The organism is Streptomyces canus, assembly GCF_030816965.1.
In the GTDB taxonomy this organism is placed as follows: domain Bacteria; phylum Actinomycetota; class Actinomycetes; order Streptomycetales; family Streptomycetaceae; genus Streptomyces; species Streptomyces canus_E.
This window is the reverse complement of sequence record NZ_JAUSYQ010000002.1, coordinates 19,177-32,055: the sequence shown is the minus strand read 5'-3', so window position 1 is coordinate 32,055 and position 12,879 is coordinate 19,177. Positions and strand designations below refer to the sequence as shown.

General features: G+C 67.7%; 4 protein-coding genes and 1 pseudogene. All 5 read left to right on the top strand.

Annotated features, from left to right (window positions below; translation table 11 throughout):
- Positions 1-60: 60 nt before the first annotated feature.
- On the top strand, positions 61-744 hold the full coding sequence (locus QF027_RS00840) for a response regulator (RefSeq protein ID WP_307072103.1): 684 nt from the start codon (positions 61-63) through the stop codon (positions 742-744).
- A 36-nt stretch (positions 745-780) separates the two neighbouring features.
- Positions 781-3,292, top strand: a pseudogene (locus QF027_RS00835) (ATP-binding protein); the annotation flags it as partial.
- Positions 3,293-3,628: 336 nt separating this feature from the next.
- Complete coding sequence (locus QF027_RS00830) at positions 3,629-4,921, top strand: MFS transporter (RefSeq protein ID WP_307082223.1); 1,293 nt, start codon at positions 3,629-3,631, stop codon at positions 4,919-4,921.
- A gap of 1,068 nt (positions 4,922-5,989) precedes the next feature.
- A complete protein-coding gene (locus QF027_RS00825) occupies positions 5,990-12,142 on the top strand; it encodes a DNRLRE domain-containing protein (RefSeq protein WP_307072102.1) in 6,153 nt (2,050 codons plus the stop codon).
- Positions 12,127-12,666, top strand: a complete 540-nt coding sequence (locus QF027_RS00820) for a hypothetical protein (protein WP_307072101.1) — start codon at positions 12,127-12,129, stop codon at positions 12,664-12,666. Before QF027_RS00825 ends, QF027_RS00820 begins: the two co-directional genes overlap by 16 nt.
- Positions 12,667-12,879 lie beyond the last annotated feature (213 nt).

Below are 12,879 nucleotides of genomic sequence, written 5' to 3'. Positions count from 1 at the left end.
CGGGCCTGACATGGGTTCGGCATCCTCTGGTTCTCCGTGCAACAGGAAAGGCGCACACCGATGATCCGGGTACTGGTCGTAGAGGACGACCCCCAGCTCGTACGGGCGCTCGTGATCAACATGCAGGCACGGCAGTACGGCGTCGACGCGGCCCCCGACGGCGCCACCGCGCTCCGGCTCGCCGCCGCCCGCCAGCCCGACGTGGTCCTCCTCGATCTGGGACTGCCGGACATGGACGGCACGGACGTCATCAAGGCCCTGCGCGGCTGGACCAAGGTCCCGATCCTGGTGCTGTCCGCCCGCCAGGCCTCCGACGAGAAGATCGCCGCGCTCGACGCGGGCGCCGACGACTACATCACCAAGCCGTTCAGCATGGACGAGCTCCTGGCACGGCTGCGGGCCGCGGTCCGCCGCACGGAGACCGTGCCGCTCACTTCCGAGAGGACGCTGGTCACCACGGAGGACTTCACCATCGATCTGCTGGCCAAGAAGGCCATCCGTGCCGGCCGCGATGTGCGCCTCACCCCCACTGAGTGGCATCTGCTGGAAATCCTGGTCTGCAACCCGGGCCGGCTCATCACGCAGAAGCACCTGCTGCAGGAGGTGTGGGGTGCTTCCCAGAGCAACAAAACCAACTATCTGCGTGTGTACATGGCCCAGCTGCGGCGCAAGCTGGAGGCGGACCCGGCCCACCCCCGCTACCTGATCACCGAACCGGGCATGGGCTACCGCTTCGAGAGCTGACCCGCTCCCACCCGCATACGACGTAGAGACGAGACCATGGCACGCGGCAAGTTTCGGATATACCTCGGCGCGGCGCCGGGCGTCGGCAAGACGTACGCGATGCTGTCCGAGGCGCACCGCCGTGTCGAGCGGGGCACCGACTGTGTGGTCGCTTTCCTGGAACACCACAACCGGCCCCGCACCGAGGTCATGCTCCATGGCCTGGAGCAGATCCCACGCAAGGAGCTGGAATACCGGGGGAGCGTGTTCACCGAGATGGATGTCGACGCGGTCCTGGCCCGGCACCCCCAGTTGGCTCTCGTCGACGAACTCGCCCACACCAACATTCCCGGCTCCCGCAACGCCAAGCGCTGGCAGGACGTCGAGGAACCGCTCGCGGCCGGGATCGACGTCGTCTCGACGGTCAACATCCAGCATCTGGAATCGCTGGGGGATACCGTCGAGTCGATTACCGGGGTGCGGCAGCAGGAGACCGTCCCAGACGAGGTCGTCCGGCGGGCGGACCAGATCGAGCTGGTCGACATGTCGCCGCAGGCCCTGCGCCGGCGGATGGCGCACGGCAACATCTACAAGGCCGACAAGGTCGACGCGGCCCTGTCCAACTACTTCCGCCCGGGCAATCTGACCGCGCTGCGGGAGCTGGCGCTGCTCTGGGTGGCCGACCGGGTCGACGCGTATCTGACCGAGTACGGCAGCGAACATCGGGTGTCGAAGATCTGGGGCTCGCGTGAGCGGATCGTGGTCGGTCTGACCGGCGGTCCCGAGGGCCGCACGCTGATCCGCCGGGCCGCCCGGCTCGCCGAGAAGGGCGCGGGCGGCGAGGTGCTGGCCGTCTACATCGCCCGCAGCAACGGACTGACCAACGCCTCGCCCAAGGAGCTGGCCGTCCAGCGCACCCTGGTGGAGGACCTGGGCGGCACCTTCCACCACGTCATCGGCGACGACGTCTCGTCGGCTCTGCTGGACTTCGCGCGGGGGGTCAACGCCACCCAGATAGTCCTCGGCGTCTCGCGGCGCAGGGGGTGGCAGTACGTCTTCGGGCCAGGTGTCGGTGCCACGGTCGCCCGGGAGTCGGGCCCCGACCTCGACGTCCACCTGATCACCCACGACGAGGCCGGCAAGGGCCGCGGGTTGCCGGTTGCGCGAGGTGCGCGGCTCGGCCGTGTGCGGATCATCTGGGGCTGGCTGGCCGGGATGGCCGGCCCGGCGCTGCTCACGCTGCTGCTGACCAACGTCGACGCCGACCTCGGTCTCGCCAACGACATGCTGCTGTTCCTGACGCTGACCGTGGCGGCGGCCCTGCTCGGCGGCCTGCTCCCGGCGCTGGCCTCGGCGGCCTTCGGGTCGTTTCTGCTGAACTACTACTTCACCCTGCCCCTGCACCGCCTCACCATCGCCGACCCCAAGAACATCGTCGCCCTCGTGGTCTTCTTCGCCGTGGCGGTATCGGTGGCCTCCGTGGTGGACCTGGCCGCCCGTCGTACGCATCAGGCGGCCCGGCTGCGCGCCGAGTCCGAGATCCTCTCCTTCCTGGCGGGCAGCGTGCTGCGCGGCGAGACCAACCTGGAGGCCCTGCTGGAGCGAATGCGGGAGACCTTCGGCATGGAGTCGGTCGCCCTGCTGGAGCGGCAAAGCGATGTGACCCCGTGGATCTGCGCGGGCAGCGTGGGCCCACAGCCCTGCCAGTACCCCGAGGACGCGGACGTGGACATGCCGGTCGGCGACCACATGGCCCTCGCGCTGTCCGGCAGAGTGCTGCCCGCCTCCGACCGCCGGATCCTCGCCGCGTTCGCCGCCCAGGCCGCCGTGGTCCTGGACCGCCAGCGCCTGCAGTCCAAGGCCGACCAGGCCAAGGAACTCGCCGAGGGCAACCGCATCCGCACCGCCCTGCTCGCCGCCGTCAGCCACGACCTGCGCACCCCGCTCGCCGGGATCAAAGCTGCCGTCTCCTCCCTGCGATCGGACGACGTGGCCTGGTCCGAGGAGGACCAGGCCGAACTCCTCAAGGCCATCGAGGAGGGCGCCGACCGCCTCGACCACCTGGTGGGCAATCTGCTCGACATGTCCCGGCTCCAGACCGGCACCGTGGCCCCGCTGATCCGGGAGATCGACCTCGACGAGGTGGTGCCCATGGCCCTGGGCGGCGTACCCGAGGACAGTGTGGAGCGGGACATCCCGGAAACTTTGCCGATGGTCGCCGTCGACCCGGGCCTGCTGGAGCGGTCGGTGGCCAACCTGGTCGAGAACGCGGTCAAGTACAGCCCCGCCGACGAGCGCGTCCTGGTAGCTGCCAGCGCCATGGCCGACCGGGTGGAGGTGCGGGTGGTGGACCGCGGCCCGGGCATCCCAGACGAGGCCAAGGACCGCATCTTCGAGCCGTTCCAGCGCTACGGCGACGCCCCACGCGGCGCCGGCGTCGGACTCGGCCTCGCGGTCGCCCGCGGCTTCGCCGAAGCCATGGGCGGCACCCTCAACGCCGAGGACACCCCCGGGCGGCGGCCTCACCATGGTCCTCACCGTCCCGGCCGCGTCCGACCGCCGACCGCTCCCCTCCGACCTTCCGGCAACCGGGGCCCTGGGAGTCAACTCGGATGACTCCGACGCCCTGGGCTTCTTGCGCTGGTCAGATGGCAGGGACCGGTCTGCGTCCGAGGTGCGGGCAGCCCGAAAAGGCGTGGCACGCGGTCGCGTGCTCCGCATAGGTTGTGCGCTCGTGACTGATGATCCGGTGCGTTCGTCCAGTGGCCTGCCTGCATCCACCGAACCGAACGTGGAGGTCTCCGACACGACAACGGCGGCTGAGCGTCCGCTGGCGCAATCCGAAACAGCCGAGGGATTGTTCTCCGGGACGTACCTTGCCGCCACGTCGTGTTTCGCCGCGGTGATGTTCCTGACCGGGCTCGCCGCGCTGGCAGTGGTACCCACACTGCCGACGGCCGCACGAGACTTGGACGGGGTGTCGCTCTACCCGCTGGTGGCGGGATGCTTCGTGGCCGCGAGTCTGCTCGGCGGGGTCCTGGGAGGCCATTGGGCAGACCGTGTCGGGCCGCAGCGTCCGCTGGCGGCGGGCATGGCGCTGGCCGTGGCCACCCTGCTGGTCTCGGGCGCCAGCACGTCGATCTGGCAGCTGGCGGCTGGACGCTTCCTGGACGGGCTGGCGGGCGGGATGGTCGCGGTGTCGATCAACACCGCCATTGGCCAGGCATATCCGGACCGCCTGCGGCCGCGCGCGCTGGCCTTGATGAGTGCCTGCTGGATCGTCCCGTCGCTCATTGGTCCCCCGCTGGCGGGACTTGTGGCCGAGTGGTGGTCCTGGCGCGCGGTGTTCTTCGGCCTGGCCGCGCTCACCGTGCTGCCCGCGTTGGTGGTGGTGGCTGTGCTGCGTGGCCCTTCCTGGGCGGCCACGCCCGCCCTGTCGGACCACCGGCCGCCGCGCCCTGCGCTGATGGTCGCGACAGCGGTAAGCCTGGGTGCGGCGTTGGGGCAGTACGGCGTCTCGGGCTGGGACATACGCCATCTGCTGTTCGCAGCGGGCGGCTTCGCCCTGTTGGTGGCGTTCGCGTCACGACTGCTGCCTGCGGGCACTTGGTGTGCCGCGCGGGGCCTGCCTGCCACGGTGCTGCTGTGTGGCCTGGGTTCAGGGGTGTTCTTCACGCTGGAGGCTTACGTGCCCCTGCTGCTGGTCACTGATCGGGGCGCGCCTCTCTTGGCGATCGGCCTGGCCTTCACCGGTGCTGCCGTGGCCTGGGCTGGCTCCTCCTGGGTGCAAGGCCGTCTGCTGGAGCATTGCCCTCGCCACCGCCTGGTCGCGGCCGGTGCACTCGTGCAGGCAGCTGCGGTCGTGGTCGCGATCACCGGAACGATTCCCGCGACGCCCACGTACACCGCCGCATCGGCCATGGTCATCGCGGCCATCGGCATGGGCATATATGCCCCTTCCCTTACCATGCTGTCACTCACCCACAGTCCGCCCGGGCGGCAGGGCTATGCCAGCAGCGCGATGCAGACCACCCAGAACCTGGGCCAGACAACAGTGTTGGGCGTCTCCTCGGCCCTGTTCAACGCCTGCCTGGGCGCCGGCTCAACCGACGCCGCCAGCTACGGTGTCGCCTTCGGACTGCTGCTCGCGCCGTGCCTCCTGGCCTCACTGCTGGCCGCCCGCGCCCGCAGCGCGTGAGCCCCCGTCAACTTTCGCCGCTCAATTGTCAACCGATTGATGAGCAAGATCCCTGAGGACCAACCCCACCCCGGTGCTCCACGCCGGGAAGTGCTCTCCAGTGACCAGCCGATGAGCTGTCCATGCGCCCAGGTGACATCGAAACTCGCCGACATTCACAGGCCCACCGACCCTTGAATGACATCCGAACTCATCGACAAACGACACTCGTCGAGAACTACGTAGCCACTTGGCTTTGTTCACGACCCTCGACAGCAGTTCGGCCACTGCACGGCGGCCCTTCCGGGGCCTGGCAGTGGCCGACAGCTGCTGGTGCGCGGTGCGGGTCAGAGCAGGGTTTTGACCCATCGGTGATCACGTCGACGTACCGCTGAGCCTCGGGCTCGTACATGGAGCCTCATTGTGTGGTGACGGTCCTGACGCCGGCTGCGGGCGCCACGTCAGGACCTTGGTTGCGAGGGGTGATCCTCCGGCGGGGCTTCGTTCTGGGCTGCTGGCCCGATGCACAAGGTGCCCGGACGCCGCCGTGGGCCAGGCTCACGGGCGCAGACCGTCGTCACTCGATACGCACCCGTGCGCCCCGTCAACTGGAGCCATCGGAAGCCGACTTGACGGGGCCGCTTTGCCAACGTCGCAGCCATTCCCAGTCCTATGGGCCGTCGGGTTCGCGCCATCGACGAGTCGCAAACAGCCCCGTTTTAGGCAGAAAAATTCCTATTTTCTATCAAGATTCAGCCAAGGAGTGGTCCGCCTGGAAGCCTCGTGTGACTTCCAAAGAAGGTAAGAAAATGCACAAACTGCCCCCGGTTCGCTGGCCTTGATTACTCGCGAACCAGCCATCAGCCGCACTGCTTGATCTTCCTTTTACCGGAATAAAAGATTCCACATGTGGGTGTCAATGAGTGGATGTAAAGATCCGCGCATCTATCTCCGGACATGACACGCGGGGGGCCAGGTATGCGTCGCAGACCCATGCTCAGAAGCAAGCACAGACAGATCCGTCAAGTCGCGGCAGCGCTTGTGCTGCTCCTTGCCGTGGATGCGGCCCTCATCACGGAGGGCACAGGGATGGCCTTTGCCACGCCCAGTTCCACGACCGCCGTCAGCGACTCCTCGGACTCCACTCAGAGCTACGGTCCAGCCGAGGCGCAGGACGAGACGTCGGCCCTGCTCATGGCCCGGCTGCAGAATCGCCGCATTGAGGCGCTCAGCGACCGCACGTCGGATGCCACGACGTACGCGCTTCCGGATGGAACCTTCTCCACCGAGGTGTATGCGGGTCCGATCCGGGTCAAGCAGGACGACGGCAGTTGGCAGAATGTCGACACTACGTTGTCCGATGCGGGTGCCGAGCTTGCCCCGGAGACGGCAGCCGCCGACATCGCGGTCTCCGACGGTGGCGACAAGCAACTCGCCTCGGTGACGAAGGGCAAGACCAGCTTCGGGATGGACTGGGCGTCGAAGCTGCCGGATCCATCAGTGAAGGGCAACACCGCCTCATACGACCTCGGTGATGGCCAGACCTTGAAGGTCGCGGCCCTTGCTCAGGGCTTCTCCGAGGATCTGGTCCTCGCCCAGCAGCCGACTGACGCCACACCGACGTACCGGATCCCCCTGAACCTGCACGGGCTGACGCTGTCCCAAGCGGACTCGGGGCACCTGCTCCTCAAGGACAGCGACAACAAGCTGGTTGTCGAAGCGCCGGCGCCGACGATGTGGGACGCGTCCAAGGACCCGGCTTCGGGAGAGTCTGCCAACACCGAGCAGGTGGCCACCAAGGTCGAGACTGCCGACGACGGCTCCCAGACCCTGGTCCTGACCCCTGATCCGGAGTTCCTGGCCGCGGCGACCTACCCGGTCACGGTCGACCCGACCTCCACGCTGGCCGTCACCACCGACACCTGGGTGCAGAACCCCGACTACCCGGACTCACAGATCTCTTCGCAGGAGCTGAAGTCCGGCACATACGACTCCGGTACGGACACCGCCCGCTCCTATCTCAAGTTCGACGTGTCGAAGTTCGCCGGCAAGGACATCACGTCGGCGACGATGTCTCTGTACAACTACTACTCCGCGACCTGCTCCACCTCTGGCGCCGCCACGCAGGCCCGCCGCATCACCTCCACATGGTCCTCCAGTTCGATCACCTGGGGCGCCCAGCCGTCCACCACGACCACCGGGATGGCGACCAACACCGGTCACTGGGGGTACTCCTCTTCCTGCCCGGCAGCCTGGTCGAACTGGGATCTCCAGTCGATCGTGCAGGCATGGGCGGACGGTTCCACCAACTACGGTCTCCAGCTGCGCAGCGCCGACGAGAGCGATTCGACGACCTGGCGCCGCTTCCGCTCGGCGAACTACACGACCTCCGGCTATGCGCCGAAGCTGGTGGTGAACTACAACTCCTACCCGGCGACACCAACCTCCCCAGCGGTCTCCCCGTCCTCGGTGAATGCCTACAGCGGCAAGCGGTACGTCACCACCTACACCCCGACGCTGTCCGCCAAGGTCACTGACCCGGACGGCTCGACAGTCAAGGCCCAGTTCGAGATCACCAACGACCCGGCCTACACGGGGGAGACCTCGTACTCCTACACCGCCACCTCCTCCTCGGTCTCCTCAGGGGCCACCGCCACCGTGACCATCCCGTCCGCGAGTCAGCTCGCGGCCTCGCACCTGCGGATGCGGGTACGCGGCTACGACGGCACCGACTACGGCACTTGGTCGTCCTACCTCTACTTCGTGCCGAACGTCGCCAAGCCCGCTGCCCCCACGATCTCCTGCGACGCGTATCCGTCCGGCGCCTGGACGGACAAGTCCAGCAGCGGTGCGACCTGCACACTCGACACCTCTTCGAGTGACGGGCAGGGCTACGAATGGGGCCTGGACAACTCAGCCGTCCCCAACAAGGTGTTCGACACCACTGACGGCAACGGCGGAGACCCGCTGACCGTCCACATCACCCCGGCCAACGGCTGGCACACCTTCTCCGCGAAGACCATCGACTCCGGCGGCAACCTCTCCACCTCCACCACCTCCTACTCCTTCGGCGTGGGCAAGGCGAGCCTCAACTCCCCGACGACCGGGGACACGACGGACGACGACGTGACGCTGTCTGCCACCCAGTCGGGAGCGTTCACCGGGGTGACGTACCAGTACGAAATCGGGTCCGCCGACCCCTATGGCTGGCAGCCCATTCCGCTCACCTACGTCACCAAGTCCTCGGACGGCTCGGCCCTCTCGTCCTGGCCGCTGGCCTTCTCCGCGTCCTCCCAGCCTGTCGGCCTGGACTGGGCCGCCACCAGCCAGCTCTCCGACGACGGCCCCGTGCAGGTGCGGGCGCTGTTCACCGACGGCACGAACACCTACGCCACCAGCTCGGCCACCGTCACCATCGATCGCAAGGCCGACAACGCACCCACCGAGGACATCGGTCCGGGCGCCGTGAACCTGCTCACCGGCGACTACAGTCTGGACACCACGGACGCCTCCGCGTTCGGGGCGTCGGTGACCCGAACGTTCTCCTCCCGTGACCCGCAGGGCGCGTCCGGGCAGGACGGCCAGGTTGCGATCTTCGGCCCCAACTGGATCTCCGGCATCACCGCCACCGCTTCCGACTGGGGATACATCAAGCAGACCTCTGCCAGCTCGGTCGCCGTGGTGAACTCCACCGGTGCCTCGACCGGCTTCACTCTCCTGAACGCCACCGCCGGTACTTGGACCCCGCAGCCGGGCTCCGAGAGCCTGACCATGACTGGCACGTTGTCCGGAGCCACGTTCACACTGCAGGGAACCGACGGCACCACGGCCACTTTCACCAAGCCCAACAGCAGCTCGGCGACCTGGCAGCTCGCCACGTCCTACACGGTCTCCAGCGCTTCGGCGAACACCACGACGGTGGTCTCGCGTGCGGTCGCGGTGTCCGGCGGTAGTGGGTACCTGGCCGAGCCGCAGTACGTCATCGCCCCCAGCAGCGCCGTCTCCGCGGCCGCCTGCGCCGGTGATCCGTCCACTGTGGGCTGCCGTGTGCTGGAGTTCGTCTACGCGCCATCCACCACCGCGACCGCCTCGACGCCCGGCAATTACGCGGGCCAGGTACAGCAGATCAACCTGTGGTCCACGGCCCCGGGCGCCTCGGCCGCCACCTTCACGCCCATAGCTGCTTATGACTACACCAGCAGCGGCCAGCTCACCCATGCCTGGGACCCACGGCTGTCCACCCCCCTGAAGACCGGCTACACCTACGACAGTGCCGGACGGGTCGCCACTCTGACCCCGCCCGGCCAGCTGCCGTGGACTTTCACCTACGGCAAGGTCGGCACCAACGGCGACGCGGGCGACGGCATGCTGCTGACCGCATCGCGCCCGACCCTCAAGTCCGACACCACCAACACCACCGACGGTGGAACAGCCACCACGAGCGTCGTCTACGACGTCCCGGTCTCCGGCTCAGCAGCCCCCTACGATCTGTCAGCAACGACAACCGCGAAGTGGGCACAGACCGACAACCCCACCCTGGGCACCGCCATCTTCCCGCCCACCTCCGTCCCGTCCAACCACGACGGCACCACCCTCGGGTCCGGCGGTTACGCCAAGGCGACCATCAGCTACATGGACGCGAACGGCCTGCACGTCAACACCGCGAGCCCGGGCGGCCACATCACTACCACCCAGTACGACACCCTGGGCAACACCACTCGTCAGCTGACCGCGGCCAACCGTGAACTGGCCCTCGGCACCACGACCAGCGCCGACCCCCTGGTAGCCGGCGCGATCGCCAACGCCGGCAGCACGGCCGACGCGGCACTGTTGTTGTCCACCGCAACGAGCTACACAACAGCAGCGGACGGCTCCTCGCTGGTGACGGATGTCTTGGGGCCCCTGCACACCATCACCCTCCAGCACACCGTGTCCGGCGGGGCCAGCGCGGCCGACCTGCCACCGGGTTCGGAAACGCTCGCTCGCTCCCACACCGCCATTGCCTACGACGAGAACCGTCCCAGCAACGCCGGCGTCTCCGACCTGCTGACCTCTGCCACCACCGGAGCTGCCGTCCCCCTTTACCCGTCCGACGGCGACCGGCAGATCACGGCCACGACCTACAACTGGACCACCGGCCGTCCGCTGACCACGGTCACCGATCCCTCGGGCCTGACCATCACTACCACCTACAGCTACGACAGCGACGGCAACCAGACCAAGGAAATCCAGCCGACCTCCTCCGGCTCCGACGCCAAGACCACGCTGACCACCTACTACACCGGCACCGGCACCGGAACCTGCGCAGGCCACCCCGAGTGGGCCGGCCTGGTGTGCACCAAGACCCCCGCGAGCACCATCACGGGCGCCGGCAGCAACCCGAACCAACTTCCCACCCAGACCTACACATACGACAGCTACGGCCAGGTCAAGACCCTGACCGAGACAGCAAACGGCACCACCCGCACGACCACCACCGCCTACGACAGCGCCGAGAGAACCCACACGGTCACCACCACCGGTGGCGCGGGCACCGCCACGCCAGCTACGACCTACACCTACGACACCGCCACCGGCGCCGTTTCGTCAGTGACCTCCAACAGTCAGACCATTACGGCAACCTACGACAAACTCGGCCGCCAGATGACCTACGACGACGGCGCCGGTAACTCCACCACCACCGCCTACGACCCCTCTGACCGCCCCGTCAGCCGCACCGACTCGGCGCCCTCCACCACCACCTACACCTACGATGCCACCACCGGCCTGCCCGCAACTCTCACCGACTCCGTCGCCGGCGCCTTCAGCGCCGCCACCTACGACGCCGACGGTAACTTCACCGGTGAAACCCTCCCCGGCAGCTACACCCTCACCCAGACCTACGACACCACCGGCGCACCGACCACCCGCGCCTACGCCGACGCCAGCAAAACCCCCGTCCTGACCGACAACGCCGACTACACCGCCAACGGCCAAGAAGCCGGCCACACAGAGAACAACGGCGTCACCACCGCCAGCGCCTACAGCTACGACGTCGCCAACCGCCTCACCCAGGCCAGCGACGACACAGGCTCCGCCTGCACCACTCGCAGCTACAGCTTCGCCAGCAGCGCCAGCTTCAACCGGACCGGCCTGGCCGCCACCTCCAGCAGCACCGACTGCGCTGACACCACGACGGCCACGAGCACGACAACCACCACCGCTCACACCTACGACAGCGCCGACCGCATCACCGACACCGGCTACACCTACGATGCCTTCGGCCGTACCACCTCACTGCCCGACGGCACCAGCCTCGCCTACTACACCAACGACCTCGTCCGCCAGGAAACCACCAGCACGACCAAACAGACCTGGGCCCTCGACGCCGCCCACCGCCTCGCTTCCTGGACCACCCAGACCAGCACTGACGGGGGCAGCACATGGACGACCAGCGCATCCCGCACCACCCACTACGCGGATGACGGCGACAGCCCCACCTGGGCCGCCGAAGACACCAACGGCAACATCACCCGCAACGTCGAAGACCTCACCGGCGCCCTGGCCGCCACCACCAGCGCCAGCGGCAACACCACACTCCAGATCGCCAACCTTCACGGTGACATCGCCGTCCAACTCGCGCTCAGCACCACTACCGCTACGGCACTCAGCTACGACGAATTCGGGAACGCCACGGGAACGGCTCGTTACGGATGGCTGGGCCAGGCACGCCGCAACTCGGAAGCATCATCCGGGATCATGCTCATGGGCGTTCGCCTCTACAACCCGGACACCGGACGATTCCTGTCTGCGGATCCTGTCTCAGGAGGCAGCGCAAACCCATACGACTACACCAACCAGGACCCGGTGAACCAGGTGGACCTCGCCGGCGCCGCCGCAGTCCACCACACCTGCGGATACATCACCTGCACGTTCTACCTGTCGCGCAAGGCCACCGAGTCGATGTACAACTACTTCGCCCGGCACGGCTGGGTCTTCGCGGCCGGGGGTGCGGTCCTGGGCGCCATCGTCGGAACTCTGATGTGCGACGGAGACGCCTGGTGCGGAGTCGCGGTCGCGGGCGTCTTTGCGATCTGGGCGTCCTGGCTCATCGACGTCGCCGATGAGGCCCACATGGATCACAAGTGCATGGCGATCAAGACGACGTTTCCTCAGTACGGGTATTACGGCCGGCATGTGTTCCGCTGGTACGCCCCGCTGTATCCGGAAGAGGTTGGAGGCAAGAATTGCGTCAAGAGGTAAGCAGTGCCGACGGACACCCCCTCGTACTCGCGGTGCGGATGCTGCTCGCCCAGGCAGCCCTCGCGTTCCTGATCATCGGCGTGCTGCTCTTCGCTGAAGGACTGATCTTCTTCGGAGCAGACACGGCGCTGCGTCACGCGGTCGAGCGAGCCCCGTTCGCGGGGATGGCGGCGGCCCTCATCGTCACCATCCCACGGCTGGTGAAGGCACGAACGGGATCGGGACTGGAGGCGCGTTCGATACTCGGCATCGAACGCATCGACATTCCCATCCCGGCGGCCTCCACCCCGCAGGGCATCGAAGAGGCCCTGATGGCGGCACCGAGAGTCGACGGCGTGACCTCGCTCGGCGACCAGCGGTGGCATGTGATCCTCCGCGCCCCCGCCCGATGGCTCGGCACCGCCCACGTGGCCGTGACCGGCGACCGGCTGGCCGTGGAAACAGCACCACGGCACCCCTTCTTCTTCCCCAGCTGGACCGGAAGGCGGATAGCGGCCACCCTGGCCGAGAAACTGCAACGATAGTGACAACGTGGCCGGGTGCGCGGGACTGCGGACCGCCTGCCCGGCCCACCCCCGCCCGTACATCCAGGCGCCCACAAAACCGCAGACCACCCAGTAGATTGCGGAGCGACCCACCCTCCGCACACGGCCCCGGCTGGCCTCCCCGTCCAGCCGGGGCTTCGCGTTGTCCCTGCCGAGGGCTCCGCCTGCCCGGACAGGGCTGCTATCGGGCGA

Coding starts and splice junctions, on each gene's coding strand:
- QF027_RS00825 (WP_307072102.1), top strand. CDS start 5,990: ATGGCCTTTGCCACGCCCAGTTCCACGACCGCCGTCAGCGACTCCTCG.
- QF027_RS00830 (WP_307082223.1), top strand. CDS start 3,629: ATGTTCCTGACCGGGCTCGCCGCGCTGGCAGTGGTACCCACACTGCCG.
- QF027_RS00840 (WP_307072103.1), top strand. CDS start 61: ATGATCCGGGTACTGGTCGTAGAGGACGACCCCCAGCTCGTACGGGCG.